Source organism: Streptomyces sp. URMC 123, from assembly GCF_051386515.1.
Taxonomy (GTDB): domain Bacteria; phylum Actinomycetota; class Actinomycetes; order Streptomycetales; family Streptomycetaceae; genus Streptomyces.
In genome coordinates this window covers 1-26446 of the sequence record NZ_JBPQTV010000053.1, presented here as the reverse complement: position 1 = coordinate 26446, position 26446 = coordinate 1, and the positions used below count along the sequence as shown (strand labels likewise).

At 75.0% G+C, this 26446-nt stretch carries 21 protein-coding genes; 9 read left to right on the top strand and 12 right to left on the bottom strand.

The genetic code is table 11. The features are described from left to right. Both ACSNOD_RS09835 and ACSNOD_RS09830 read right to left on the bottom strand, forming a co-directional pair. A partial coding sequence (locus ACSNOD_RS09835; protein ID WP_436766426.1) for a M48 family metallopeptidase occupies nucleotides 1-943 on the bottom strand: 943 nt, incomplete at its 3' end. A gap of 642 nt (nucleotides 944-1585) precedes the next feature. Further along, complete coding sequence (locus ACSNOD_RS09830) at nucleotides 1586-2575, bottom strand: 2-hydroxyacid dehydrogenase (protein WP_436766425.1); 990 nt, start codon at nucleotides 2573-2575, stop codon at nucleotides 1586-1588. A 227-nt stretch (nucleotides 2576-2802) separates the two neighbouring features. Here ACSNOD_RS09830 and ACSNOD_RS09825 point away from each other — a divergent pair, with 227 nt between their 5' ends. Continuing rightward, complete coding sequence (locus ACSNOD_RS09825) at nucleotides 2803-3744, top strand: DMT family transporter (protein WP_436766424.1); 942 nt, start codon at nucleotides 2803-2805, stop codon at nucleotides 3742-3744. 58 nt (nucleotides 3745-3802) lie between these two features. Here the strand turns inward: ACSNOD_RS09825 and ACSNOD_RS09820 are convergent, their stop codons facing one another. Beyond that, nucleotides 3803-4684, bottom strand: coding sequence for an isocitrate lyase/PEP mutase family protein (locus ACSNOD_RS09820; protein WP_436766423.1), 882 nt, complete (start codon nucleotides 4682-4684; stop codon nucleotides 3803-3805). Between the two features lie 332 nt (nucleotides 4685-5016). Here ACSNOD_RS09820 and ACSNOD_RS09815 point away from each other — a divergent pair, with 332 nt between their 5' ends. The 4 genes from ACSNOD_RS09815 (at nucleotide 5017) to ACSNOD_RS09800 (ending at nucleotide 8211) form a co-directional block, all read left to right on the top strand. Beyond that, a complete protein-coding gene (locus ACSNOD_RS09815; protein WP_436766422.1) occupies nucleotides 5017-5628 on the top strand; it encodes a nucleotide exchange factor GrpE in 612 nt (203 codons plus the stop codon). Nucleotides 5629-5762: 134 nt separating this feature from the next. After that, nucleotides 5763-6167, top strand: a complete 405-nt coding sequence (locus ACSNOD_RS09810) for a VOC family protein (RefSeq protein ID WP_436766421.1) — start codon at nucleotides 5763-5765, stop codon at nucleotides 6165-6167. A 156-nt stretch (nucleotides 6168-6323) separates the two neighbouring features. Next, nucleotides 6324-6818: a MarR family winged helix-turn-helix transcriptional regulator gene (locus ACSNOD_RS09805; RefSeq protein ID WP_436766420.1), complete on the top strand. Its 495-nt coding sequence runs from the start codon at nucleotides 6324-6326 to the stop codon at nucleotides 6816-6818. 433 nt (nucleotides 6819-7251) lie between these two features. Continuing rightward, entirely contained in the window at nucleotides 7252-8211 is a 960-nt protein-coding gene (locus ACSNOD_RS09800) for an anti-sigma factor RsbA family regulatory protein (RefSeq protein ID WP_436766419.1), read from the top strand. 139 nt (nucleotides 8212-8350) lie between these two features. Here the strand turns inward: ACSNOD_RS09800 and ACSNOD_RS09795 are convergent, their stop codons facing one another. The 6 genes from ACSNOD_RS09795 to ACSNOD_RS09770 all read right to left on the bottom strand — a co-directional run bounded on the left by ACSNOD_RS09795 (nucleotide 8351) and on the right by ACSNOD_RS09770 (nucleotide 19312). Next, the gene (locus ACSNOD_RS09795) at nucleotides 8351-9193 is read right to left on the bottom strand and encodes a putative RNA methyltransferase (RefSeq protein ID WP_436766418.1); all 843 of its coding nucleotides are present in this window, start codon (nucleotides 9191-9193) and stop codon (nucleotides 8351-8353) included. A gap of 105 nt (nucleotides 9194-9298) precedes the next feature. Next, the gene (locus tag ACSNOD_RS09790; RefSeq protein WP_436766417.1) at nucleotides 9299-11737 is read right to left on the bottom strand and encodes a SpoIIE family protein phosphatase; all 2439 of its coding nucleotides are present in this window, start codon (nucleotides 11735-11737) and stop codon (nucleotides 9299-9301) included. A gap of 491 nt (nucleotides 11738-12228) precedes the next feature. Further along, on the bottom strand, nucleotides 12229-16584 hold the full coding sequence (locus ACSNOD_RS09785) for a HAMP domain-containing protein (protein ID WP_436766416.1): 4356 nt from the start codon (nucleotides 16582-16584) through the stop codon (nucleotides 12229-12231). A 259-nt stretch (nucleotides 16585-16843) separates the two neighbouring features. Further along, nucleotides 16844-17728: an SDR family oxidoreductase gene (locus ACSNOD_RS09780; protein ID WP_436766415.1), complete on the bottom strand. Its 885-nt coding sequence runs from the start codon at nucleotides 17726-17728 to the stop codon at nucleotides 16844-16846. 122 nt (nucleotides 17729-17850) lie between these two features. Beyond that, nucleotides 17851-18093, bottom strand: a complete 243-nt coding sequence (locus ACSNOD_RS09775; RefSeq protein WP_436766414.1) for a DUF6480 family protein — start codon at nucleotides 18091-18093, stop codon at nucleotides 17851-17853. A 145-nt stretch (nucleotides 18094-18238) separates the two neighbouring features. Next, a complete protein-coding gene (locus ACSNOD_RS09770) occupies nucleotides 18239-19312 on the bottom strand; it encodes a CinY protein (protein ID WP_436766413.1) in 1074 nt (357 codons plus the stop codon). A 353-nt stretch (nucleotides 19313-19665) separates the two neighbouring features. On the opposite strand from ACSNOD_RS09770, the gene ACSNOD_RS09765 reads away from it, so the two are divergent. From ACSNOD_RS09765 to ACSNOD_RS09750, 4 genes are all read left to right on the top strand, one after another. Then, nucleotides 19666-20700, top strand: coding sequence for a beta-ketoacyl-ACP synthase III (locus ACSNOD_RS09765; RefSeq protein ID WP_436766412.1), 1035 nt, complete (start codon nucleotides 19666-19668; stop codon nucleotides 20698-20700). 13 nt (nucleotides 20701-20713) lie between these two features. Beyond that, nucleotides 20714-20986 (top strand): acyl carrier protein, encoded by a 273-nt coding sequence (locus ACSNOD_RS09760; protein WP_436766411.1) that lies wholly within the window; start codon nucleotides 20714-20716, stop codon nucleotides 20984-20986. After that, on the top strand, nucleotides 20973-21902 hold the full coding sequence (locus ACSNOD_RS09755) for an alpha/beta fold hydrolase (protein ID WP_436766410.1): 930 nt from the start codon (nucleotides 20973-20975) through the stop codon (nucleotides 21900-21902). Before ACSNOD_RS09760 ends, ACSNOD_RS09755 begins: the two co-directional genes overlap by 14 nt. 170 nt (nucleotides 21903-22072) lie before the next feature. Beyond that, nucleotides 22073-23092, top strand: a complete 1020-nt coding sequence (locus ACSNOD_RS09750) for a methyltransferase (RefSeq protein WP_436766409.1) — start codon at nucleotides 22073-22075, stop codon at nucleotides 23090-23092. 84 nt (nucleotides 23093-23176) lie between these two features. Here the strand turns inward: ACSNOD_RS09750 and ACSNOD_RS09745 are convergent, their stop codons facing one another. From ACSNOD_RS09745 to ACSNOD_RS09735, 3 genes are all read right to left on the bottom strand, one after another. After that, nucleotides 23177-24616, bottom strand: coding sequence for a PLP-dependent aminotransferase family protein (locus ACSNOD_RS09745; RefSeq protein WP_436766408.1), 1440 nt, complete (start codon nucleotides 24614-24616; stop codon nucleotides 23177-23179). A 73-nt stretch (nucleotides 24617-24689) separates the two neighbouring features. After that, entirely contained in the window at nucleotides 24690-25664 is a 975-nt protein-coding gene (locus tag ACSNOD_RS09740) for an endo alpha-1,4 polygalactosaminidase (RefSeq protein WP_436766407.1), read from the bottom strand. Beyond that, nucleotides 25661-26341 (bottom strand): spherulation-specific family 4 protein, encoded by a 681-nt coding sequence (locus tag ACSNOD_RS09735; protein WP_436766427.1) that lies wholly within the window; start codon nucleotides 26339-26341, stop codon nucleotides 25661-25663. The genes ACSNOD_RS09740 and ACSNOD_RS09735 overlap by 4 nt, the downstream gene beginning before the upstream one ends. Nucleotides 26342-26446 lie beyond the last annotated feature (105 nt).

The following is a 26446-nucleotide window of genomic DNA, read 5'->3' as shown; positions in this document are numbered from 1 at the left end:
CAGGGCCCGTGGCGGCCGGCCCACGGGCCACGGGCCGGCCGGGGAGCCGGTCCATCAGCCAACGGAACGCGCGGAACGGGTCGTCGGGCCGGATGCCCTCCGCGGCCGAGGGGCGCAGCCAGACCTCCGAGAAGCGCCGCCACGCCACCGCGATGTCGGCACGCGACCGGAGGGCGGCCGCCGCCACCGCGCGGCCGGCCAGCGCCGCGGCCGCCTCGTCGGCCTCCAACTCCTGGCGCCGCCGCAGCGGGAACGTCAACCGGTCGAAGGCCCGCGCGAGCACCCGCAACACGCCGCCCATCGGACCGCCCACCGGACCGCCCATCGGAAAGGGGAGGCCGTCGCGCGCCGAGGACGAGTGGCGCGGCCGGCCCGCGCCGGTCCCCAGCGCGACGGCACAGCGGTGGACCACCGCGCCGAACCGGGTGCGCCCCCGGCCGAGGTGGCCGAACTCGTGGGCGAGCACGGCCCGCAGCTGATCCCGCGTCAGGCACATCAGCAGGGGCAACCCCACGTACACATGCCGCCGGCCCGGTCTCAGCCCCAGCATCGGGCCGTGCTCGCGGACCGCCGCGTCCGCCTCGGCGGTGAGGTGGAGCGCGTCCGGGGGCCGCAGGCCCATCTCGTGGGCCACCTCGCGGACCGTCTCCCACAGCCGCGGCACCTCGCTCGGCGGCACCCGTACGGCCCCCTCGGGGACGGGCGCGGGGCGGCTCACCGCGGCCACGGCCCGCCCCAGGGCGAGCAGTACGGGCACGCTGCCGAGGGCGAGGACGAACGAGCGCGAGCCGTTGACGAAGCGCTGTTCGCCGTCGGGCGCCCAGAGGACGGGCCCGAGGACGAGCAGCAGGTCGAGCAGGACGAAGGCCGCGGCCAGGGCGTAGAAGCCGGCGAGCAGGGCCAGGGCGAGGACGGCGCGGAGGGACCGTATGGCGGAGCTCACGGGGTCCCCCGAGGGGGAGAGCCGGGGCCGCTGCCGTACCCCAGCCCCGTATCCGGTTTCGCGCCCCTGCCCGGCGCCGTGCCCTTGTCGGGCCTCACGACCCCGCCCGGCCTCGCGCCGGCTTCCCCGGTGCCGGCCCCGCCGCCGGTCATGCCACTGGTCATGCCGCTTCCCCCTCGCCCCCTGGCGCTCCCCGGCAAGCGGACGCACACCGCGCTGTCGCCCGCGCTCCCGCCCCCGCACACCGCACACCGAATCCACCGCGATGGAGCCTCCCCGCCGGCTCGCACCCGGGCCTCGTTCGTGCGCCCCCGCGCGTTCCCGGGCGACCGCCAGGGCGTGGCCGGACACCGGGTACGCCATCCTGATGATGCACACCACCACGCCCACCACAACGGGTGCGGCGGCGAAACCCGCAGTTCTCCGACGACGCCCGGACCGCCGCCGACGTCCTGCGGAGGGGAACGGCTCGCCGGCCTGTTCTGTTGCCGCCGGAGCGAAACATTGACCGCCGTACGCCACGGCGACATCTCGTTGTGCGCCCCCGGCGCCCGCCCCACGTCGTACGCCCCCGGTCGCCTCCCCGGCGCCAAGGCGTCCGGCGCCCGGCGCCCGGTACCCGCCGCGCACGCGACAGGAGCGTCAGGCCCCCGGCCGCGCTTCGACCACGTCGCGCGGCGGCTTCCCGGCCAGATGGTCGAGCACGTTCCCGACCGCCGCCAGCGCGATGCGTACCAGCGTCTCCCGGGTCACCCCGCCCACGTGCGGCGAGAGGACCACCCCTGGGGCCCGCAGCAGCCGCAGATCCGCGCCCGGCGGCTCGGGGTCGAACACATCGATGCCCGCCCCGGCGATCCGCCCGGTCTCCAGCGCCTCGGCCAGTGCCTCCTGGTCGATCAGCGCCCCCCGCGCCGTATTGATCACGAACGCGGTGGGTTTGAGCAGCGCCAGCCGCCGCGCGTCGAGCAGATGGCGCGTCGTCCCGTCGAGCGGGGCGTGCAGGGAGACGTAGTCGCTCTCGCGCAACAGGTCGTCCAGGTCGGCCCGGCTGACCCCGAGCCGCCGCTCGACCTCCGCCGGAGCGGGCCGGGGACCGGCGTAGCGGACGGTCATGTCGAAGGCGGCCGCCCGGCGGGCGACCTCGCGCCCGATGGCGCCGAGGCCGACGATGCCCAGGGTCTTGCCGGACAGTTCGGTGAGCGACTGCTGCAGGCGCGGCAGGGCCCAGTCGCCGCGGGTCAGCGCCAGATGGGCCGGTACGAGCCGCTTGGCCAGCGCCAGCATCAGGGCGAAGGTCTGCTCGGCGACCGTTCCCGCCTCGGCGCCGCTGGAGCCGATCGTGCACACGGTCACGCCCCGGCGGTGGGCGGCCGCCACGTCCACGGTGTCATGGCCGTGCCCGGCGCACTGGATCAGCTCCAGACGGGGCGCGGCGGCCAGGTGTTCCTCCGTCACCGCGCCCAGGGCGGTGATCAGTACGTGTGCTCGCGCGAGGGCCGCCGGGTCCTCCTCCGCCGCTTCCACGACGGTGATCTCCGCGCGGCCCTCGAACAGGGCCGCGAGGGGCGCGGCGGCGGAGCGACCGCCCACCCGCGGGGCGATGACGGCGAGCACGTTCCTGGTCTCGGGCATGCGTGTCCCTCCGGGCCCGGCGGCCGACCGACGCGAGGAAGGCCGCCCCAAGGATTCCTTTGATCCATTGATGGAATACGTTATTCGACTTATGGAACAAGAGTGCGTAGCGTGCCTGGAGATCCCCTGAGGCGAGGAGCGGCCACGGCCGCTCCCGCTTCGCCGTTCCTGTCGAAGGGTGGTGTCTCCCGGTGGGCGAGTGTCGTACGGCGACGCCGTGGAAGTCCATGGCCGCGACGGCGGTCCTGTGGGGCTCGGCGTTCCCCGCGATCCGCATCGCCCTGGAGGGCTACTCGCCGACGGCCATCGCCGTCTGGCGGCTGGCCGTCGGGCTGCTGCCGCTGATCCCGCTCGCCCTGATCGGGCGCGTACGGCCGCCCCGCGCCGCCGACCTGCCGCGCCTGGCCGCCTTCGGGCTCACCGGCATGACCGCCTACCAGCTCCTGCTCTACGCGGGCGAGCGCCATGTCGAGGGCGGCACCGCGGCGATGCTGGTGGCGACCTCGCCCGTGTTCGCCACCGCGCTGGGCATGCTGGTCCTCCGGGAGCGGCCCGGTCCCCGCGGGGTCGCCGGTCTCGTCATCGCCCTCGGCGGGGCGCTCGTCGTCGCCATGACCGCGGGCGACGGGGGCGGTTCGCACGCCGGCATGGCCCTGATCGTGCTGGCCGCGGCGGCCCAGGCCACCTCGTTCATCCTCCAGAAGCCGCTGCTGAACCGCTACTCCGGAGTGGAGTGCGTGTTCTACGGCAGCCTCTTCGCGCTGCTGCCCCTGCTGTTCTTCGCCCCGGGCGCCGTCCACCAGGCCGTGGCGGCCGGCGCGGGACAGTCGGCCGCGGTCGTCTGGCTCGGCGTCGGCTGCACGGCGCTGGCGTTCGCGACCTGGTCGGGGGTGCTGCGCGCGGTGCCCGCGTCCACCGGCTCCCTGGTCCTGTACGCGGTGCCGGTGGCGGCCCTCGCCCTGGACGCGGTGCTGCTGGGCGCCCTGCCGACCCCGCTGGCGGGCATCGGCGGGCTGATCGTGCTGGCCGGAGTGGCCGTCGCCGCCACCCGCCGTCCCCCGGCGGCGGGCACCGCGCCCCGGGAGCCCGCCCGCGTACAGCAGGAGCCTGTCACCGTCTCCCCGGAGCCCGTCGCCGCGTCCCCGGAGCCTGCCACCGCGTCCCGTTGAGCCCGTCACCGCGTCCCGGTGACGGGCGCCCCGAGCGGCCGGGCACCACCGCACGGCCTCAGCCGGCCACGCCCGAGCGCTCCGGCTCCAGCCCGCCGAGGTTCTTCTCCAGCAGCTCCGTGGACCCGCGCACGCCGATCACCGCGGCGGGCGCCCCGCCCGGGGCCGGCCGGGCCTCCGGAAGGCGCCCGTCCGACCGTTTGAGCTCCACCAGCGCCGCGTCGATCGCGCCGTGCGCCGCGAACAGGCACGGCGTGCTGTAGAGGGCGACGTCCACGCCCAGCTCCGCCAGTTCGGCCAGCGACAGCCGCGGTGACTTCCCGCCCGCGATCTGGTTGAACACCAGCGGCTTCGCCCCGGCCGCGGCGCGGATCGCCCGCAGCGCCTCCACGCTGCGCACGCCGTCGACCAGGACCGCGTCCGCGCCCGAGGCCGCCAGGGCCGCCGCGCGGCGCAGCATCTCCGCCTCGTCCGTGGCATCCGTGCGCGCCACCACGAACAGGTCGTCCCGGCCGTCGAGCACCAGCTCCAGCTTCTCCAGGTACTCCTCCAGCGGCAGGATCTGCTTCCCCTCGGCGTGCCCGCACCGGCGGGGGCGCTTCTGATCCTCCAGGACCACCCCGGACGCCCCGACCCGCTCCAGCCGCCGGGCCACATGGCGGGCCACCTCCGGGTCCGCGTAGCCGTCGTCGATGTCCACCAGCAGATGGTGGCCGGGCAGGGCCGAGCGCAGCCGCTCCACGAAGGCGACCATGTCGGGCCAGGCGACGAAGCCGACGTCGGGCAGGCCGTAGTACGAGGCGGAGAAGCCGAATCCGGAGACGAAGAGGCCGTCGTAGTGCCGGGCGGCGAGGGAGGCCGAGTACATGTCGTAGACGCCGATCAGCGGAGTGACCCCACCGGTGCCGACCGCGTCGCGCAATGCCTGTCCGTGGCGCATCCCGGACTCCTCACCCGGTGGCCGCCCCGTGGCCGTCGGCACCGATCGGCGCGCGCGGTGGTGGAGCGGCGTTCACAGATTTGGCCATGAGCGTACCGCCGCGCCCGCTCGCGGACCGGCGCGCGCGGCGTGCTCACCCATTCGGGCGTAGGAACGTTTCGCCTGGTCCGAATCGCGCACTCGGCCCGATGGCGACAGGCTGGAGAGGGGCGGCCGAACGGACTGCCGGAGCGCGGTCGGCCGGAGCGTGGCCGGGCGTTCGCCGGGAAGGCGAAGGAGTCACCGATGAGCCAGGCAGTCGATGCCACGAGCGACACGAGGTGAACCTCTCCATGTCCACCCACCCCTACCGGGAACCCGACCCGCCGCCCGAGGGCCGCTCCGCCCCCGTGCCGCCCCCCGAACAGCAGGCCGACGCGGAGACGTCGCTCGGCCCCAAGGAGCACCCGCCGGCGCCCGAGCCGCCCGCGCGGAACGGGGCCGAGGGCGCGGCCGGCCACGGGCACACCGCCCACGCCGGGGCCCTCGCCGAGATCCAGGACCGCTGGCGCCGGGCCCTGGAGGACCTCGACCGGCTGCGCAGGAGCCACGCCGAGGAGCTGGACCGGGAGCGCGCCGCCGAGCGCGACCGCACGGCCGCGGCCCTGCTGCCCGTCGTCGACGGCCTCGAACTCCTCCTGGCCCACGCCGAGCTGGGCCCCGGCCCCCTGCTGGCGGAGGTGGAGGAGGTGCACGACCGGGCCGTCGGCATCCTGGCCGCCCTCGGCTACGCACGCCACGCCGAGGAGGGCGTGCCCTTCGACCCGGCCCGGCACGAGATGGCCGGCGCGATCGAGGACCCGAACACCGAACCCGGCACCGTGCTGCGGGTGCTGCGCCCCGGCTACGGCGACGGCGACCACCGGCTGCGCCCCGCGACCGTGACCGTGGCCCGCCGGGCGTGAACGGAGACCGCCGCCGCACGGCCCCACCGCGTACACCCGGCACCGTGCGGCCGCCCCACCGCGTACACCCGCCGCCGCGGCGCGGACGCGGCCCGTACGGCGGCGGACCCGTCACTCACCGGAGATGAGGCCCCATGAGCACACAGATCTTCGTCAACCTCCCCGTGAAGGACCTGGAGCGGTCCAAGGCGTTCTTCACCGAGCTCGGTTATTCGTTCGATTCCCGGTTCACCGACCAGAACGCCGCCTGCCTCGTCATCGACGACGGCATCTACGCGATGCTGCTCGTCGAGCCGTTCTTCGCGACCTTCACCCCCAAGGAGATCGCGGACGCCGGCCGCACCACCGAGACGATCGTGGCCCTCGGCGTCGACAGCCGGGAGCGCGTCGACGAACTGGCCGACCGGGCGCTGCGGGCCGGCGGCCGGCAGACGCGCGACCCCGACGAGGAGGACTTCATGTACGCCCGGTCCTTCCAGGACCTCGACGGCCACCTCTGGGAGGTCGTCTTCATGGACCCGAGCGCGATGCCCGGCTGACCTTGGCGACCGGCCGGGCCGCGGTGGGGCGCGGGGGCCGACCCGGCGCCCGCCGGTCCGGACGGCCCGTGCGAGACTGCGTCCTGACCGGCCGCCCCGCCGACGGGAGCCGGTCCGCCGGGGGCCGGTCGGCGCGGGTCGGAAGGGGTGCGGCGGATGGCGGAGGACACCGGGATCGCCACGGCGGAGCAGGCGGCGAACGACGCCCGGGTGCTCGCGTTCGGACGGCTCCAGGGGGCCGCGAACCGCCTGGAGTACATCCTGGGCCGCGCCATCGAGGAGGAGTGCGGCATCAGCCATCTGATGTTCGAGGTGCTGCTCATCCTCGGCCGGGCCGGCGCGCCGGGCCTGCCGATGCGGCGCATCGCCCAGGAGCAGGTGCTGACCACCGGCGGGGTCACCCGGCTGATCGACCGCATGGAGGCGGCCGGCCTGGTCACCCGCGCCCCGGACCCGGGCGACCGCAGGGGCCGGCTGGTGCGCCTGACCGACCACGGCGAGGCCACCGCCGTACGCGCGGCCCGGGTCCATGTGGAGAACATTCAGCGCTGCTTCCTCGACCCGCTGCCCGCCGCGCACCGGGAGCGCTTCGCCGACGATCTCCGGGTGCTCAGCCACGCGGCGCGCGACATGCTGCCCCGGCTGCGCTGACCTCCGCGATCGCTCACAGCGAAGCCATCGGCGGGCCGGTCGCCGGGTGCCGGACGGTACCGTGGGGGAGGCAGCGGCGGCCGACGGCATCTGGCACCGCGCGCACCCGAGTGCCAAGGTGGGTTGTGCCCGGAGCCCGACCGCGCCGCCGAGGACACGTTCCGGGGCCGCGGGCGGCGCAAGCGGTGTCGGACCACTTTCACGGGGAGCCGCGCTACATGGATCTGTCCTGTCCGGCCGTCTTCGACGCCGCCGGGCCCCACACCACCGCCGGCGGCCCCGGTACGCGGGAGCGCACGGCGCACGGCGCGGGGATCGCGGCGGAAAGGATTGCGACGGGCGCCGCGGGGAAGACGGGGAGGACTGAGGGAAACACCGCGGGGAACACTGCGGGGAGAGCCGCGGGACGAACCGTGGGGGGAGGGGTGCAGGAGTGACCAGCGCACCCGCGGTCGCCGACCCGCCGGTCGCCGATCCTTTTGTGCACCCGGCCCTCTTCTACCGCGACACCACGGAGTACCTCGACGGGGTGGGCGGCTTCGTCCGCACCGCCCTGGAAGCCGGGCGTCCGGTGCTCGTCGCCGTCCCCGGCGACCGGCTGCACATGCTCCGCGAGGGCCTGGGCGCGCTCGCCGACGCCGTCGACTGCCGCGACATGACGGAGATGGGGCGCAATCCCGGCCGCATCCTGGCCGCGCTCCAGGACTTCGCCGACCGCCACCCGGGCCCGGTCAGCATCGTCGGCGAGCCCATCTGGGCCGAGCGCTCCACGGCCGAGGTGCTGGAGGCGACCCGCCACGAGGCGCTGATCAACGCCGCCTTCACCGGCCGGCCGGCGACGATCCTGTGCCCGTACGACACGGCGGGGCTGGCCGAGGAGGTGGTGGCGGACGCGTACCGCACCCACCCCACCCTGATCGAGAGCGGTCGGGAGTGGTCCAGCGACCGCTACACCGACCCGGCCCGGGTGAGCGCCGACTGCGACCGCCCCCTGGCCCCGCCGCCGCCCGCGGCCCTCGCCTTCCGCTTCACGGCCGACGAGCTGATGCTGGTGAGGCGCCACGCCGACGACTGGGCGGACCGCACCGGGCTGGACACCGCGCGCCGCACGGACTTCGTGATCGCCGTGGCGGAGGCGGCGGGGAACTCCGTCGCCCACGGCGGGGGGAGCGGCACCCTCCGGCTCTGGAACGACGCCGGGGGCTGGACCGCGGAGATCCACGACCGGGGCCGGCTCACCGAGCTGCTCGCCGGGCGCCGCCGGCCCGCCCCGGCCGCCGCCAACGGCGGCCGCGGCCTGTGGATGATCCACCAGCTGTGCGACCTCGTCGAAATACGCGCCTGGTCCAGCGGGCTCACCCTCCGGCTCCATATGACGGCGCCGAAGAGCTGAGCGGGCGCCAAGGCCGAGCCGGGCGCCGGAGCCGAGCCGGGCGCCGCCCGGCAGGCGATCGCGCGCCGGCAGCGGAGCGGGGGCCGACAGCGGAGCGCGACGTGGCCCGAGGCCGCCTTCGGAAGCGCGGGACAGGGCCTCAGGGCAGCGGCCGGTACGCGGTGAGCGCCACCGAGAGCGTGACCTCGCACGGCGAGGGCAGCGCGGCCACCCGCTCGCGCAGATCCCCCGACCCCTGGTGCCACGCGTTCGGCCCCATCGCGACCAGCAGGGCCAGGGCGTCGTGGTCCAGACTCATGGTCCGCGTCAGCCGCTCGGAGGCGACGACGGAGAAGTACGGCGCCAGCGCGGCGGTCAGCCGCTCCTCCTTGCGCTCGTCGACCCGCAGCAGACCGAGCGCCCCGATCAGCTCCCGGAGGTGGTCGTGGCGGGGCGTGACCACCAGCAGGGCTCCCCGCGGGTCGAGCACGCGCCGCAGCTCGGGGCCGTTGCGCGGCGCGAAGGTGTTGAGCACCAGGGACGCCGTGCCGTCCCGCAGCGGCAGGTCCCGCCAGGCGTCGGCCACCACGGCGCCGATCCGGGGGTGCGCGCGGGCGGCGTGCCGCGCGGCGAACTTGGAGATGTCCAGCAGCACCCCGTCGGCGCCGGGGAACGCGTCCATGAGCCGGGCCTGGTAGTAGCCGGTGCCGCCGCCGATGTCGGCCACGCAGCCGGGCACCGCCGGGTCGGCCGTCGCGCGCGCGAGCGCCACCAGCGCCTCGGCGATGGGACGGTAGTGGCCCGCCGCGAGGAAGGCGGCCCGCGCGTCCACCATCTCCCTGGTGTCGGCGCTGAGCTTCGTCGCCCCGGACAGCAGGTTCACATAGCCCTGTCGCGCGATGTCGAAGCTGTGCCCGCCGGAGCAGCCGAGCGCCGGCCCGCGCTCGGCCAGCGGCTCACCGCAGTGGGGGCAGCGCAGATGGCGGACGACTGTGTTCAGCATGGTGCCCCGATCGTACAAGGGCACCGTACGCCGCCCGTACGCCGGTGACCTGCGGCGCCGTCGGCCGGCCGGGGCGCTGGCGAGGTCAGGCGCGCCGCCGGCCGGTCAGCCGGGCTGGATGCCGATCAGACAGGTGTCGTCGTCGGTGTCCGAGCGGCTGTGGGTCAGCAGCCGGTCCAGATGCTCGTCCAGATCGAGGGCGGGCGTTCCCACGGCGGTCAGCAACTGCTCCAGGGACCGCTCGACGGAGCGGTCGCGGCGCTCGATGAGGCCGTCGGTGTACATCAGCAGCCGGTCCCCGTCCCGCAGGGGCAGCTCGCGCTCCTCGTAGTGCGCCTCGGCGAGCGCCCCCAGCAGGATGCCGGGGGGCAGGGGGAGGGCGGTGGCCACGCCGTCGCGCACCAGCGCGGGCGGCGGATGGCCCGCGCGGGCCCAGCGCAGCACCCGGGTCCGCGGATCGTAGATCCCGCACACCGCGGTGGCCGTCACCTGCTCCGCCAGATGGTGGGCCACGGCGTTGAGCCAGCCCAGCAGCCGGGCCGGCCCGGCGCCGGTGACGGCGAGCCCGCGCAGCGCGTTGCGCAGCACGACCATGCCCTTCGCGGCCTCGATGCCGTGGCCCGCGACGTCGCCGACCGCGAGCAGCACCCGCTTGCTGGGCAGCACCACGGCGTCGTACCAGTCCCCGCCCACCAAATGGTCCTTCTCGGCCGGCCGGTAGCGCACGGCGACCCGCAGCCCCGAGGCGTCGAACGGGGCCGGCGCGTGCGGCATGATGGCCCGCTGCAGTTCGAGGGCCAGCCGGTCGCGCTCCGCCGCGAGTTCCTCGGAGTCCGCCAGCCGGTCGCGGGTGGCGGCGAGCGCCACCTCCGTCCAGTGCTGCGCGGAGACGTCCTGGTAGGCGCCGCGCAGGGCGACGAGCGTGCCACCCGGCCCGGTGACCGGCTCGGCCACCACCCGCATGTGCCGGACGATGCCGTCCGGCCGCCGGAGCCGGAACACGGTCGAGGCGGGCTGCCGGTGGTGCAGCACCGCCCGGAGGAAGCGCCCCACGGCCACCGAGTCGTCGGGGTGGGCGCGCTGGCCCAGCCGCTCCAGGGGGAGGGGAGCGGCCGTCGGCTCCAGCCCGTGCAGGGCGAACAGCTCCGCGTTCCACAAAATCTCGCCGGTCACCAGGTTCTCCTCGAACCCGCCGATCCGGGCCAGCCGCTGGGCGTGCGGCGACAGCGCGGCCAGCCGCCGCGCCTCGTCCTCGACCCGCCAGGTGAGCAGCACCGCGTCGCCGTGGCGGCCGATGCCCACCGCGGCGAGCGCCCGCGTCGGCTCGCCCTCGATCAGCGCGCCCACCACCATCCGCTCCGCGCGGAACGGCTCACCGGTGGAGTGCACGCGCACCGCCCGCTCGTAGAGCCCGCCGTCCTCGGCGGACAGCGGGTACGCCTCCAGCAGCCGCATCCCGATCAGCGCCGTCCGGTCCCGCCCGGCCGGGTCGCTGAAGTGCTCGTTGGCGTGGGCGATACGGAAGTCGGCGACCTCTCCGCCGTCGTCGAGCACGGGCTGGAGCACCAGCGCCGCGTCCAGCAGGCCCTCGGCGAGGCCGGCCATGGAGCCGGGGCCGCCGGACTGCTCCACGGCGGCACCCGAGGCCGCCGCGCGGGGCTCAGACAGCGTATGGGCCGCGATGTCGGCCAGCGCCGCCATCTGCCGCTGGGCGGCGGCGGGCAGCGGCGGCCGAGGGCATGGCCAGCACACCTCCAGCACGCCGAGGACCCGCCCGGCGACCCGGGCGGGCAGCACGGACCGGGAGCCACCGGCGGCGCCGGGGGAGTGGCCGATGCTCAGGGCGTCGGCGGGCGGGCTGTCGTACCAGTGGTGCTGACGGGACGTCAGAGCGCGCTGGGCGAGGGTGCGCACCCCGGGCGGCACATAGCGCCACCGCTCCGCCTCCCCCGGGGGGAAGCCGGCGTGCCCGGCCAGGGTGACGGACCCGTCCGCGCCGGCGGCCCACAGGGCGAGGGCGCCGGCCCCGAGCGGCGCCAGCGCCTGCGCCAGCAGCGACTCGGTGGCGGTCTGCGGGTCGCTGCCCAGCGCGCTCGCCTCGGCGGACCGCAGCCGCAGCACGGAGGGCGGCACGCGCCGGCCGCTGCCGGCCGGTGGCGTCACCGGACAGGCCTCCGCGACCGCGTCCCGGGCGGCGGCGTTGACGATGTCCGCGGCGAGCTCCAGCAGCGGCAGCCGGGCGGCCTCCGCCAGCCGCTCCAGGTGCCGGGCGGCCTCGGAGGGGCCGCCGTGGCCGCGCTCCACGAGGATGCCGGCGGCGAGCGCGATCATCACCTTGGCGTCGGCCGAGCGCTGGGCCAGCGCGATGTCCCGGCGCAGCCGCTCGACCACGACGGCGAGCGCCTCCACGCCCCGGCCGGCCGGCTCGCCGCCCTCCCCGGGGGCGTCCGCGGGGGCCTCGGCGTCGCCGGAAGCCTCGGCGTTCCCGGGGCTCCCGGTGGCCCCACAGGCCCTGGCCTGCCCTGGAACCGCGGCAGGCGCCACCGGCTCGGCGGCCCCGGCGTTCTGCCGCGTCCCGGCGTTCCCGAGGGGCTCGTACGCCTCGGCGTCCCCAGGGTCCCTACGCGACCCGCAAGTCCCCGTGGGCCCGTACGCCTTGGCCGGCCCGGGCCTCCCAGGAGACCCGGCGTTCCCGGTCGGCCTGGAGTCTTCCACCCGCCGGCCATTCCCGGTGGGCTCGTACGCACCGGCGGGCCCGGGGGCGCCGGGTGGCACGGCCGCCGCGGCAGGCGCCGTCGGCTCGGCCGTTCCGGCGTTGCCAGGGCCCGCCGGGGCATACGCCTCAGGCCCCCCGGGCGCCCCGGCCGGTGCGGAGCCCGCGGCGGGCCGCGGCACCCCGTACGCTCGGGCCTGCTCGGGCACCCCCGGTGGCTCGGCCGCCTCGGCGGCCACCGCCGGCTCGGCCGGCCCGGGCGGGCCGCCGGGGATGGCCCGCCCGCCGCGCGCGTGGTCGCGGCCGTCCCGCCGGGTGGCGGTCATCGGCGCAGCCAGCGGCGGATGCAGGCCACGAGCGCGTCGGCGTCGACCGGCTTGGTGATGTAGTCGCTCGCGCCGGCGGCCAGGCTCTTCTCCCGGTCGCCCTCCATGGCCTTCGCCGTCACCGCGATGATCGGCAGATCGGCGTACTCGGGCATGGCGCGGATCGCGGCGGTCGCCGCGTGGCCGTCCATCGCGGGCATCATCACGTCCATCAGAATCAGCTCGATGCTGCCGTCGTCCCGGGCGAGCGCCTCTATGCCCTCGCGGCCGTTGTCGGCGTGCCGCACCAGCATGCCGTGCAGTTCGAGAATGCCGGTGAGCGCGAAGACGTTCCGCGCGTCGTCGTCGACCACCAGCACCGTGCGCCCGGCCAGATCGCCGTCCGGCGCCTCCTCCGCCGCCACGGGCTCGGGCACGGCCGGCACCGGCGCGGCCGGCCGGACCAGCGGAAGGACGTCCGAGGGCCGCTCGGCCATCAGATGCAGCGCGATCCGCTCCCGCAGCTCGTCCAGACTGGGCAGCAGTTCGAGCGGCTGGTTGCGGGCCCGCTCCTGCAGCAGCTTCTCCTGCCGCGGGTCCAGCCGGCGGCTGTGGTGGGCCAGTACGGGCACCTGCCGCAGCGCCGGGTCGCCGTCGAGGGCGTGCAGGAACCGGATGGCGGAGTCGTCGGGCATGTCGAGCTCCAGCACCACGCAGTGGTACGACTCGGTGGCCAGGGCGGCGGTCGCCTCCTCCGGCCCGACGGCGGTCCGCATGCGCACCGGGCCGCGCGGGTCGGCCGGCCCCCGGTGGTCGGCGAGGTCGGCGAGCGCGCTCTCGGCCACCAGCGACAGCAGCCCGCGCGGCCGGTCCTCGATGACCAGCAGCCGGCGCTGGGCCACCGCCGCGTCGGGCGCCGGCTGTTGCGGCACCGGCGACCGCTCGGCCCCCTGCCCCTGCTGCCCCTCGGGCCCGGTCTGCCCCTCCTGGCCACCGGCCGACTCCGGTACGTCGGTGAACCGGGCGACGGGCAGATAGAGCGTGAAGGTGCTGCCCTCCCCGGGGGTGCTGGCCGCGTGGATGGCGCCGCCGAGCAGATGCGCGATCTCCCGGCTGATGGACAGGCCCAGGCCCGTACCGCCGTACTTGCGGCTCATGGTGCCGTCGGCCTGCTGGAACGCCCCGAAGATCGCCTCCAGCTGGTGCTCGGCGATGCCGATGCCGGTGTCCAGGACCCGGAACACCAGGGCCGGGCCGTGGCCGCGGACCGACTGCGGAAGGTCGGACTCCGCCGCCGGGGCGATCCGCAGCTCCACCGCCCCCGTCTCGGTGAACTTCACCGCGTTGGACAGCAGGTTGCGCAGCACCTGGCGGAGCCGCGAGTCGTCGGTGACCAGCTCGGACGGCACTCCCGGCGCCACGCTGATCCGGAAGTCCAGGCCCTTCTGCCCGGTCAGCGGGCGGAAGGTGGCGTCGACGTAGTCGAGCAGCCGGCGCAGCGGCACCCGTTCGGGGGCGATGTCCATCTTGCCCGCCTCGACCTTCGACAGATCGAGGATGTCATTGATCAGCTGGAGCAGGTCGGAGCCCGCCGAGTGGATCACCCCGGCGTACTCCACCTGTTTGGGAGTGAGGTTGCGGTTGGGGTTCTGGGCCAGCAACTGCGCGAGGATCAGCAGGCTGTTGAGCGGGGTGCGCAGCTCATGGCTCATATTGGCCAGGAACTCCGACTTGTACTTGGAGGCGAGGGACAGCTGCTGGGCGCGGTCCTCCAGCTCCTGCCGGGCCTGCTCGATCTCCAGGTTCTTCGCCTCGATGTCGCGGTTCTGGGAGGCGAGCAGCGCCGCCTTCTCCTCCAGCTCCGCGTTGGACCGCTGCAACTCCTCCTGCTGGACCTGGAGCTCCTCCGAGCGGACCTGCAGCTCGGTGGCCAGCCGCTGCGACTCGACGAGCAGCTCATCGGTGCGGGCGTTGGCGATGATGGTGTTGACGTTGACCCCGACGGTCTCCATCAGCTGGTCGAGGAACGCCCGGTGGATCTGGGTGAACGGGGTCACCGACGCGAGCTCGATCACCCCGAGCACCTGCTCCTCGACGACGATGGGCAGCACAATCAGGCTCGTGGGCACCGCGGAGCCCAGGCCGGACGAGATGGTGACATAGCCGGCCGGCAGCTCGTCGACGGCGATCGTGCGACGGCTGCGCGCCGCCTGGCCCACCAGCGACTGGCCGAGCCGGAACCGCACCGGCCGCGCGCCCGCCGCCGCCGTGTCGTCCGGGTGCCCGTACGAGGCGATCAGCCGCAACTGGGTGCCGTCCGGGGCGTCCTCGGCCAGGTAGAAGCCGCCGTACTGCGCGCCGACCAGCGGCGTCAGCTCGTCCATGATGAGGTCGGCCACCACGGCCAGGTCCCGGCGGCCCTGCATCAGCCCCGAGATGCCCGCCAGGTTGGTCTTCAGCCAGTCCTGCTCCTGGTTGGCCCGGGTGGTCTCGCGCAGGGACTGGACCATGGAGTTGATGTTGTCCTTGAGCTCGGCGACCTCGCCGGACGCGTCCACGGTGATGGAGCGCGTCAAATCGCCCTCGGCGACCGCGCTGGTCACCTCGGCGATGGCCCGCACCTGACGGGTGAGGTTGCCCGCCAGCTCGTTCACGTTCTCCGTCAGCCGCTTCCAGGTGCCGGAGACGCCCTCCACCTCGGCCTGGCCGCCGAGCCGGCCCTCGCTGCCGACCTCCCGCGCCACCCGGGTGACCTCGGCCGCGAACGCCGAGAGCTGGTCGACCATGGTGTTGATGGTGGTCTTGAGCGCCAGGATCTCGCCCCGGGCGTCCACATCGATCTTGAGCGTGAGGTCGCCCTGGGCGACGGCGGTGGTCACCTGGGCGATGTTGCGTACCTGGTTGGTGAGGTTGTTCGCCATCGAGTTGACGTTGTCGGTCAGGTCCTTCCAGGTGCCCGCCACGTTCGGCACCTGCGCCTGGCCGCCGAGGATGCCCTCGGTGCCCACCTCGCGGGCCACCCGGGTCACCTCGCCGGCGAACGCCGACAGCGTGTCCACCATGGTGTCGATCGCGCGGGCCAGCCCCGCGACCTCGCCCTTGGCCTCCACCGTGATCTTCTGCGACAGATCGCCCCGCGCCACGGCGGTGGCCACCTGCGCGATGGACCGCACCTGGCTGGTCAGGTTGGACGCCATCACATTGACGTTGTCGGTCAGGTCCTTCCAGGTGCCCGACACCCCGCGGACCGTGGCCTGACCGCCCAGGTTGCCTTCGGTGCCGACCTCGCGCGCCACCCGGGTCACCTCGTCGGCGAATGCCGAGAGCTGGTCGACCATCGTGTTGATGGTCTCCTTCAGCTCCAGGATCTCGCCGCGCGCGTCCACCCGGATCTTCTGCGAGAGATCGCCCTGCGCGACCGCGGTGGTCACCTGGGCGATGGAGCGCACCTGGGCCGTGAGGTTGTCCGCCATCACATTGACGGACTCCGTGAGGTCCTTCCAGGTGCCGGAGACGCCCTGGACGTCCGCCTGGCCGCCGAGCCGGCCCTCGGTGCCCACCTCGCGGGCCACCCGGGTGACCTCGGCGGCGAACGAGGACAGCTGGTCGACCATGGTGTTGATGGTGGTCTTCAGCTCCAGGATCTCGCCCCGGGCGGCGACATCGATCTTGCGGGTCAGATCGCCCTGCGCCACGGCGGTGGCCACCTGGGCGATGGAGCGCACCTGGGCGGTCAGGTTGCCCGCCATGAAGTTCACCGAGTCGGTCAGGTCGCGCCAGGTGCCCCCGACGCCCGGCACGCGCGCCTGGCCGCCGAGGATGCCCTCGGTGCCCACCTCGCGCGCCACGCGGGTGACCTCGTCCGCGAACGAGGACAGCTCGTCGACCATCGTGTTGATGGTGTTCTTCAACTCGTGGATCTCGCCGCGCGCGTCCACGGTGATCTTCTGCGACAGATCGCCCTTGGCCACGGCCGTGGCGACCTGGGCGATGTCCCGGACCTGGGTCGTGAGATTGCCGGCCATGGCGTTGACCGAGTCGGTGAGGTCCTTCCAGGTGCCGTCGACCCCCGGGACCTCCGCCTGGCCGCCGAGCCGGCCCTCGGTGCCCACCTCGCGGGCCACCCGGGTGACCTCGGAGGTGAACTGCGAGAGCTGGTCCACCATGCCGTTGAAGACGGTCGCGATCTCGCCCAGCAGGCCGTCGCGGTCGGCCGGTAACCGGGTGCCGAAGTCGCCGTCGCGCACGGCGGTGAGGCCGGCCAGCAGCTGTCGCAGCTCCGGCTCTCCCACCTGGCCGTGGGCAGCCGTCGCCGGGCGGTCGCGGACCGTGGTCCGCCGCCGCCCCGCACCCGAACTCGCGGTGTCCGTCATCAAAGCCCCTCGTCCTGAGAATCACCCGTCAGGTCACCCGTGTGAACGTCCGGGAGGGGCCGGCCGAAGAGACCCGCCAGCACGTGTCCGAACGGCTATTCCCGCCCACATTGTTCCATGGTCGCCGTTCACCGGACATCCGCTCGGTGGATGGCCTTCCGCTCGGCCCCGCCGCCCTCCGGACCGCCTTCCGGGACGCCTTCAGGGGGCACGGGCACCGTACGGCACGGGGGGAGCCGAGGGGGAGCCGATGGCCGAATCAGGGCAGTGGCGTGCCGCCCGTGGCGTTGAGCACCTCGGCGGTGATGTAACTCGCGTCCTCGGAGGCGAGGAAGACGTACGCCGGTGCCATCTCGGCCGGCTGCGCGGGCCGCTTCAGCGGGCTCTGCTCCCCGAACGAGGAGGTGTCGGGGAGGGTGGCGGGGATCAGCGGCGTCCACACCGGCCCCGGCGCGACGGCGTTGACCCGGATGCCCCGCTCGGCCAGCTGGCCGGCCAGGCCCTGGGTGAAAGTGACGATCCCGCCCTTGGTGGTGGCGTAGTCCAGCAGATGCGGGCTGGGCTTGTACGCCTGCACCGAGGTGGTGTTGATGATGCTGCCGCCGGCCGGGATGTGCGGCAGTGACATCTTGCACAGCCAGAACATCGCGTACAGGTTCGTCCGGAGGACCCGGTCGAACTGCTCGGTGGGGATGGCCTCGATGCCCTCGGGCCGCGACATCTGATAGGCGGCGTTGTTCACCAGCACATCGATCCGGCCGAACTCCGCCACCGCGCGGTCCACGAGGTCCCGGCAGGCGGCCTCCTCGCGGATGTCGCAGGCCACGGGCACCGCGCGGCGCCCCGCCTCTCTCACCAGCCGGGCCGTCTCCTCGGCCTCCTTCTCCTCCTCGGCCAGATGGGTGAAGAGGACGTCCGCGCCCTCACGGGCGAAGGCCAGCGCCACCGCGCGGCCGATGCCGGAGTCGCCACCCGTGATCACGGTGCGGCGATCGCGCAGCTTGCCGCTGCCCCGGTACGAGTCCTCCCCGTGGTCGGGGCGGGGCTCCATGCGCTCGGTGTCGCCGGGGTGCGGCTGGTCCTGCTGGGGGAACTCCGGGCGCGGGTACTTCTTCCCCGGGTCCTGCCGGCTCTGCTCGGTCATGGTCGTCACCTCCGGTAGCGATCACGTCGGACGGGCACGGGTGCCCGGCGCCCGGACCGGCAAACACGCCGCTCACACGATCGGGCGAGGGCGTGGACACGGGTGCGGAGGGTACGTGCGCCTCACAGCATCAGGGTGACGGCGTAGGCCAGGAAGAAGGCGGCGCAGAGCGCGACGACCAGCAGGATCAGGAAGAGCGGGCCCTTGGCCCAGCCCTTGGTGGGGTTGTACGTCTCCCGGGGGCCCGCCCCCGAGGTGCTGTCCTCCCCCTCGGGCGTCTCGCTCGGCGGCACCGGGCCGGGCTCGACCCGAGGGGTGTCGTGCGGCTCCGGTTCCGGTTCGGGTTCCGGATGATTCGTGGTCATGTCTCCCGACCTTCGCACGTCCGCCCCGATCCCGCAGTCCGGGCCCGCCGCGCGGCGGGCCCGGGAGCGAGCGCCGGGCCCTGGAGTGAGCGCCGGGCCCGCAAGCGAACGCCGGACCCGGGAGCGAGCGCTACGAGGGGGCGCGTCAGCCGCAGTCGCGCGCCGGCTCGTCGTGCGTCAGCGCACAGGCGATGCGCGCCCCGCGCTCCTTCCCGTGCGCGCGGACGAGCGCCGCGCGGAAGTCCGCCCACTGCCGCCGGGTCTCGGTGACCGCGCCGGCGACCGCGCGCCCGAAGTTGCCGGCCAGCGCGCCGCGCGGGGAGCCCGCGGCCCCGGTGGCGCCGGTGAGGGCGTCCACCGCCCCCGTGTCCTTGTTCAGCCCGCCGTGCCCGATCCGCCGCGAACAGCCGACGATCAGCACGGAGAAGCAGCCGGTGGTGAACGCCTCCGGCACGGCCGTCGCGTGCGGCGGCCGGTCGGTGGTCAGGTTCAGCAGCGGGGAGGGCGCCGGCCGGTCGAGTCCGGGCGGGTTGTCGAGGCCGAGGGGTCGGGCCGCGTCGTGCCGGTCGGTCCAGTTGCTGTGCGCGTAGAAGTCCTGCGCCCCGTGGAGCGCCCGGCCCAGGCCCTCCAGCGCCTCGCACTTGTTGCGGCCGGGGATGCCCAGGGTGAAGGAGCAGTCCCGGCGCAGCCCGGTCTGCGCGGGCAGCACCGTGCCGTCGTCCCCCAGCACGCCGCCGGCGGCGGCCACTCCCTCGGCGAAGCGCTTGCGCAGATGGGAGACGCACTCGCGCAGCGCCGCCGTGGCCTGCTCGCGGGTGCGCGGATAGCCGGGCACGGCCAGGAAGTCGGCGTTGTCGCAGTGCGCGGCGGGGTTGAGCACCTCGTCCGTGTCGGGGGCGCCGATGGCGCCGAAGCTCCGGCTGCGGCCGGCGAGTTGGTCCAGCGAGCGGGGCTGGAAGCAGTCGTCGGCCGCGGGGGAGGTGCCGGGCGCGCAGGCCAGGGCGGCGCGGGTGATGCGTTCGTGCTCGGCGTGCTGACCCAGGGCGTTGACGGTGCCGAAGGCGTGCGCCGGCGCGGCCGGGGTCAGCAGCAGGGCCGACGCGGATAACAGCGCCGGTCCGAGCAGGGCCGAACGGCGGAGTCCGGGGGAGCGGCGGGGCGCGGGTGAGCGGCGCGCCGGAGGAGTGGCGGGGCGCCGGGCTATTCGATCATGAATCACGCCCGCATCCTGCCATGTCAACCAGCGCCCCACTCATGCGTCAAAGCACCAGAAGTCACACCTTCGGGCGAGCGCGCGGAGTATTCGAGCAGGGTGAAGGGGGGCGCATTCACGGTTAAGCCTGTGCACCCGGCTGACCCGGCTTCTAGCGTGGACCAAGGTCGAGACGGGCGTCGGGACGGCGCGGAGCGATCCGCCCTCCGTTCCGGCGCTCCGTCTCGGCTCCCGCTTCCTTCGAATACCCTCCATATCCCCCCATACCTCTCCATTCCTCCGAATCGTCTTGTCTCCGTCCTCCTCCGTACTCCATGAGTCCCGCGTTCGACACCGCGGGGACAAAGGGGCGTGTGTCTATGCCGACGGCTGTGCTGGCCGGCGTCGGATCGTGGTTGCCACCGCACCGGGTGACCAACGAAGAGCTGGGTGATCTCCTCGGGAAGCCCGCCGACTGGATATACACGCGCACCGGCATCAGGTCCCGGCACATCGCCGAGCCGGGCACCACGACCGGGGACCTCGCCGTGGCGGCCGGCCGCGCCGCGCTGCGCTCCGCGGGGGCCGACCACGTGTCGGCGGTCGTCCTGGCCACCACCTCGCCCGACCGGATCTGCCCCGGCACCGCCCCCCACGTCGCGGCCCGCCTGGACCTCGCCGGGGCCGCCGCCTTCGACGTCCAGGCCGCCTGCGCCGGGTTCATCCACGGGCTGGGCATCGCCCAGGGGCTGATCGCCGCCGGCACCGTCGAGAGCGCGCTGGTGATCGGGGCGGACCGCATGTCGGCCTATCTCGACCCCGAGGACGTCGGCACCCGCCCGGTGTTCGGCGACGGCGCGGGAGCGGTGGTGCTGCGCGCGGGCACCCCCGGCGAGCCCGGCCGCCTCGGGCCCTGTGTGCTGGGCAGCGACGGCCACGGCCGCGACCTGATCACCGTGCGCGGCGGCGCGACCGAGGACCGCTCACGGGCCCGTGTGCCCGGCGCCGGGCCCGCCGCGCGAACCGCGGCGGACGCGCAGGCCGACCCGCATCTGCGGATGATGGGGGCGGAGGTGTTCCGCCATGCCGTGGTGCGCATGGAGGCCGCCTCCCGGCAGGCCCTGGACGCCGCCGGCTGGAAGGCCGAGGAGGTGGACCGGGTCGTGCCGCACCAGGCCAACGCCCGGATCATCGCCCTCCTGGTGGAACGGCTCGGCATCGCGCCGGACCGCGTCCTGTCCAACATCGAACACGTCGGCAACACCTCCGCCGCGTCCATTCCGGTCCTGCTCGACCAGGCCCAGGGCGCGGGGGACCTGAAGGCCGGTCACCGGGTGCTGCTGCCGGCCTTCGGCGCCGGGCTCGCCTGGGCCGCCGTCACCCTCGAGTGGCCGCACCTCGCCGCCCTCGCCTGAGCACCACGCCCGCTTGACACCCACGGGAGACAACGAGATGTACGACACGCTGGTGAACACGCTGACCAGCAAGTTCCGGGTGAAGCCCGAGCTGATCCACCCGCAGGCCACGCTGAAGTCGCTCGGCGTGGACTCCCTGTTCCTGGTGGAGCTCTCCTTCGCGCTGGAGACCGACCCGGGCGTGACGGTCGACTTCGACGAACTCCTCAGGGCCCGCACGCTCGACGACGTGGTGCGCCTGATGGAGGAGAAGACCATGGAAGAGAAGAACAGTGCTTCAGCCTGAACTGGCCGAGACACCCCGGGTGGCGGAGCCGCGCGTCGAGCGGTTCCGGTACGCGGGGTTCTCCTACGAGTGCCGCCTGACCCCCTGCGACCGGGCCCTGACCGAGCCCGTGATCCTGCTCGGGGGCTTCATCCAGGACAAGGACGCCTGGCGGGTGCACGAACTGGCGATCAGTCAGTGGGCCACCACCGTCTCCATCGACCTGCCCGGCTCCGGCGAGGCCGATCCGCTCCCGCCCGACCACGGCACGGAGTTCCTCGCCGACGCGCTGCACCACGCGCTGGAGAGCCTCGACATGCCCTCGGTGAACGCCGTGGGCTGCTCGTACGGCACCCTCATCGCCCGGGAGCTCGCGCACCGCCACCCCGGGCGGGTGGCCCGGCTCGCCCTGAGCGGCATGGCCACGCTCAGGCCCGGCAAGCGCATCGCCTGGGAGGACGTGATGGCCCTGGCCCGGGTGCTGGAGGAGGGGCGGAAGGAGGACTTCGCCCGCGAGATGATCGACCTGCTGATGCGGGGCGAGGGCGCGCCCCGCGCCCGCCGCGCCACGATCGTCGCCAAGCTGGTGACCCACCATCTGAGCACCCTGCCCGGCCACAAGGTGGCCAAGTACCTGCAGAACGTGGCCCGGATGCGCCATGCGCACGAGACGTTCGGCGCGTTCAGCAGCGCCGAACGCTCTCAGGTCGTGCCCCGCGTCCCCACGCTGGTGTTCACCGGTGAGTCGGACTCGCTGACCCCGCCGGAGGAGGGCAGGCGCTTCGCCCGCGCCTGCGGCGACGCCCGCTTCACCACGATCAAGGACTGTGGTCACATGGTCATGCTGGAGCGCGCCGGGGAGTTCACCGACCTGCTGCGGCACTTCTTCACCGACGCGCCGCTGGCCGGACTGCCGTACTGCAACCAGGTCGAGTGACGGTCGCGCCGTTCGGTCGGACCGGCGGCGCTCCGCGGGCCGTGGACCGGGGCTCCACAGGGAGCGGAGGGTGGCCTGATGACACCCCCGCTCCCTTCGTGCCAGGGTGGGCACCGATCACGCGTACCGCCCGGCCGGGGGGCCGGGCCGCGTCGACAGGGGGGTTGCCAATGGCTTCCGACCAGCCCGACCCCGCGCTGTACGCCGGGCAGTTGGCCGAGCGCAGCATGGGCTTCCTGCACACCGCCGCACTCCATGCCGCGGCCCGCTTCGACATCGCCGACCACCTCGCCACCGGCCCGCGCAGCGCCGCCGAACTGGCCCAGCTGTGCGGGGCCCGCGCCGGCCATCTGGAGCGCCTGCTGCGCTTCCTCGCCTCCACCGGCGTCTTCCACGAGGACGCCGGCGGCCGCTTCCATCTGACCCCGCTCGCCGAGCCGCTGCGCTCGGACGCGCCGTACTCGCTCCGCGACGGCGTCGTCACCATGGGGGAGGAGCTCTTCTGGCGGCCCGTCGCCCGGCTCCACGAGGCGGTGCGCACCGGCGAGACGGTGTTCGACGAGGTCTTCGGCGCCTCCTTCTTCGGCCATCTGGCGCGCAACCCCGAGCAGGGCGCGGCCTTCAACCGGGGCATGGCGTCCTTCTCGGCCGCCGACAACGACACCATCGCGTCCCACTACGACTTCCCCGAGGGGGCCACGGTCGTCGACGTGGGCGGCGGCCGCGGCGGGCTGCTGCGCGCGATACTCGCCCGCAACCCCGGGGTCAGCGGCATCCTCTACGACCAGGAGTCCGTGGTCCGGCAGCACCTGCTGGACGGCCCCGAACTGGAGGGCCGCTGGCGCACCGAGGCCGGCTCGTTCTTCGACTCCGTGCCCGCGGGGGCGGACATCTACATCCTCAAGGCCGTGCTGCACGACTGGACCGACGAGGAGTGCGTGCGCATCCTGCGGGCCGTCCGCCACGGCATGGCCGAGGGCTCGCGCCTCCTGGTCGTCGAGGCCGTCCTGCCCGAGGACAACGAACCGCACCGCGGCTGGGCCCTCGACCTGCTGATGATGGTCCTGCTCAACGGCAAGGAGCGCACCCCCCAGGAGTTCCAGGGCCTCTACACCGAGGCGGGCCTGAAGGTGACCCGCGTGCTCCCCACGCCCGTCTATGTCTCCATGATCGAGGGCATTCTCGCCTGAGCGGCCGGGGCACGCCGCCCGCCGGAGCCACGGAGCGCGCTGGGGCACGCCGCCCGGCGGGCACCGCCGGCGGCCTCCGTCCCGTCAGAGCGACGCGGGCGGCAGGACCTCGCACAGGGCCCGCAGGGCCGCGGCGTACGCGTGCTCCGGCGGGGTGGCGTAGCCCACGACCAGGCCGTCGCGCGGTGGCATGGCCGCCCCGGGGTGGCGGTAGTCGGCCAGCGCCTCGACGGCGAGGCCCCGCCGGGCCGCGGCCCGGACCACGGACCGCTCGGTGCCGGGCGGCAGCCGCAGCACGGCGTGGAGCCCGGCCGCGACCCCGGTCGGCCGGATGTGCGGGGCGCGCTCGGCGAGGGCGGTGACCAGCGCGTCGCGGCGCCGCCGATAGCGTTGGCGCATCCGGCGGACGTGCCGGTCGTACGCGCCGGACTCGATGAGATCCGCCAGCGTCAGCTGGTCCGTCACCCCCGTCCACGCCTCCCGGTCCCCCTTGGCCGCCAGCACGGCGTCCACGAGGCGCTCGGGCAGCACCATCCAGCCAAGGCGCACCGCGGGCGACAGGCTCTTGCTCACCGAGCCCAGGTACAGCACGTGCTCGGGGTCCAGGCCCTGCACGGCCCCCACGGGCCGCCGGTCGTAGCGGAACTCCCCGTCGTAGTCGTCCTCCAGCACCAGGGCGCCCCGCTCGCGCGCCCACTCGACGACGGCCGCGCGGCGCTCCGGCCGCAGCGGCCCGCCGGTGGGGAACTGATGGGCGGGCGTCAGCAGGACGGCCCGTACGGCGTCGTGCGCGGCCAACTCCTCGACCCGCGCGCCGTCGTCGTCCAGCGCGAGGGGCACCGTACGGACCGAGGCCGCGGCGAGCAGGGAGCGGTGGAAGGGCAGGCCGTACGACTCCACCGCCAGTGGGCCGCCGAGCACGCCCCCGCCGAACAGCAGGCGCAGGGCGTGGGCGAAGCCCGAGCACACCACGACGCGGTCCGGATCGGTCCGCACCCCGCGCACCCGGGCCAGGTAGGCGGCGAGGGCGCGCCGCAGCTCGGGCCGACCCCGCGGGTCGCCGGGGCCGAAGGCGTCGTGGGGCGCGGCGTTCACGGCCCGGCGGGCGGAGGCGAGCCACGCGGTGCGCGGGAAGGAGGCCGCGTCCGGCTGCCCCTGCCGTAGATCGTGCACGGGCCGGGCCGCCGCACCGGGTGTCGCGGCCGGGGCGGCGCGCCCGGCTTCGGTCCCGGCCCCCTCGGTGCGGAGCCCGGTGGCGACCCGGGTGCCGGAACCCTGCCGGGCCGTGAGCCAGCCCTCGGCGACCAGTTCGGCGTACGCGTCGGCCACGGTGTTCCGGGCCACGCCGAGGTCGGCGGCGAGGGAGCGGTACGGCGGCAGCAGGGTGCCGGGGGCGAGCCGGCCACCGCGTACGGCGTCCCGCAGCGCGCGGATCAGCGCGGCACGCCGGCCACCGGTGCCGGGCAGCTCCAGATGCAGGTCGGAGCCGATGCGTTCGGCGAGGTTGACCCATGATTCAGCCACGGTGCCGCACCCTACCGGGGGCGCCGCACGCCCCTCCGAGCGGGCGGGCGGGGCCTTTCCGGGGCTCCGGCCCTCACGCGCCGGGCGGGCTGTCCTTCTCCTCCGCCCCTTCCGTGCCGGGCGGGCTCGCGTGCCGTTCGCAGGGGTGGCGCCACGCGTCCAGGGCGAGGCGTTTGCGCATGGAGCTCAGACCCAGGCGGCGGGCGGTGGGACAGAACTGGGCCGGCTCCTCGGCGTACTCCACGTGGAAGACCGCCTTGCCGGCCGCCACGAACGGCGTCAGGGCCGCGCACTCCCCGTACCGCGCGCACTCCTCGTTGACGGCGAAGTCGAAGTCCGCCACCAGCTCGGGGATCTGGCCGAGGTCGTTCTTGAGGCCGACCGCGAGGCCCCGGCGGTGGGCCAGGTCCGCGATCACGCGGTTGTAGGCGAGCTGGTGACGGGCGGTCAGCGGAAAGCCGGTGCGGTGGGCGTAGGCGTCCAGGAGGTCGGGTTCGACCGCGTCGAAGCCCTTGGCCCGGCACATGTCCAGGCGCCGGGCCATCAGCGGGCGCAGCACGTCCAGCCGGCGGATGTCGAGCCAGCGCTCGCCCTCCCAGCCGTTGCCGCGCCCCAGCACGGTGGGCGGGAAGGCGTCCCGGTCCGGGCGGAAGGACTCCCACGCGCCGGCGTTGACGTAACAGATCACCTTGCGCCCCGCCGCGTGCAGTCGGCGCACGGTGTCGGCGTCGTTCTCGAAGCCGTCGATGTCGTACACCGGGACGTCGACGCCGGTGTCCACCCGGCCGCTCAGCTGCCACTGCCACGGCGTGCCGGGGCGGGGCCGCCAGCGCCCGGCCGGCGCGCCCGCGCCCGTGCCGGGGCCCGCGCCGCCGTCCACACGGGCCGGCCCACCGGCCCCACCGGGCGGGCCGTTCGGGCCGTCGGGGCCGTCGGGGCCGGCCCGGGTGCAGCCGGCCACCGACAGCACCGGCAACAGCAGCAGTGCCAGGGCGAGGCCGGTCAGCCGCGACAGGGGGCCGGCCCGATGCCCCGCGCGCTCGATCACCTGGTGTCCTCCTCCCGGGCGCGCGCGGCGGCGGTCACGGCCGGGGGCACCGCTCGCCACGGGTTGGGGCCGCCGCCCGGCACGGCGCAGTGCACGCCCGCGCCGCGCAGTCCCGCCATCCGGGCCGCCAGGGCGCACAGGCCCGCCGGCACGCCGTGCACCAGGTGGCAGACGCGCTCCGGTGGATGCGCCGAGAGCCAGGCCGGCGACGGGCGGGCGACCGTACGGTACATGCTCCAGTCGCCCTCGAAGGTGACGAGCAGATCGGCGATCCGGCCGTAGCCCTTGGCCGGCGGCACACCGGGGTTGAGCGCCACCGTATGGGCGCCGAGGGCGCGGGCCCCGCGCGCCAGCATCCGGTAGCGGCCCAGCAGCGCGGCGTCCGCCGGCACCTGGTCCAGGAAGACGCCGGACGTGGCGTACCACCGGCGGTGGCGCCGCACATCGCAGAGCACGGCGCGGTACGGGCGCCGGCCGTAGCCGGTGTCGACGTACCCCAGGGTGAGCACGTTGGCCTCGTGGAGCGCTCCCACGGCCGCGGCGAACACGGGGTCGGGGGCGGTGCCCGGCCCGTCGGCGACGTTGAGGACGACGCCGTACAGGCTGGGGGCGGCACGGATCAGGGCCCGCCAGGCCGCCGGGTCCTCGGCCGGGTGGACATACAGCGGCACGAGCAGCCGGCCGGAGGCGGCCGGTTCCGCCGAACGCCCCGGTGGGGCTGAATCGGTGGTTCCAGAGGCGGGCTCCGAGCGCTCCAGGGCGGTCTCCTGGCAGCAGGCGGA

Excerpts from the sequence above, each read along its gene's own strand:
- ACSNOD_RS09830 (WP_436766425.1), bottom strand. The coding sequence starts at position 2,575 with ATGCCCGAGACCAGGAACGTGCTCGCCGTCATCGCCCCGCGGGTGGGC.
- ACSNOD_RS09825 (WP_436766424.1), top strand. The coding sequence starts at position 2,803 with ATGGCCGCGACGGCGGTCCTGTGGGGCTCGGCGTTCCCCGCGATCCGC.
- ACSNOD_RS09820 (WP_436766423.1), bottom strand. The coding sequence starts at position 4,684 with ATGCGCCACGGACAGGCATTGCGCGACGCGGTCGGCACCGGTGGGGTC.
- ACSNOD_RS09815 (WP_436766422.1), top strand. The coding sequence starts at position 5,017 with ATGTCCACCCACCCCTACCGGGAACCCGACCCGCCGCCCGAGGGCCGC.
- ACSNOD_RS09810 (WP_436766421.1), top strand. The coding sequence starts at position 5,763 with ATGAGCACACAGATCTTCGTCAACCTCCCCGTGAAGGACCTGGAGCGG.
- ACSNOD_RS09805 (WP_436766420.1), top strand. The coding sequence starts at position 6,324 with ATGGCGGAGGACACCGGGATCGCCACGGCGGAGCAGGCGGCGAACGAC.
- ACSNOD_RS09795 (WP_436766418.1), bottom strand. The coding sequence starts at position 9,193 with ATGCTGAACACAGTCGTCCGCCATCTGCGCTGCCCCCACTGCGGTGAG.
- ACSNOD_RS09785 (WP_436766416.1), bottom strand. The coding sequence starts at position 16,584 with ATGACGGACACCGCGAGTTCGGGTGCGGGGCGGCGGCGGACCACGGTC.
- ACSNOD_RS09780 (WP_436766415.1), bottom strand. The coding sequence starts at position 17,728 with ATGACCGAGCAGAGCCGGCAGGACCCGGGGAAGAAGTACCCGCGCCCG.
- ACSNOD_RS09775 (WP_436766414.1), bottom strand. The coding sequence starts at position 18,093 with ATGACCACGAATCATCCGGAACCCGAACCGGAACCGGAGCCGCACGAC.
- ACSNOD_RS09765 (WP_436766412.1), top strand. The coding sequence starts at position 19,666 with ATGCCGACGGCTGTGCTGGCCGGCGTCGGATCGTGGTTGCCACCGCAC.
- ACSNOD_RS09750 (WP_436766409.1), top strand. The coding sequence starts at position 22,073 with ATGGCTTCCGACCAGCCCGACCCCGCGCTGTACGCCGGGCAGTTGGCC.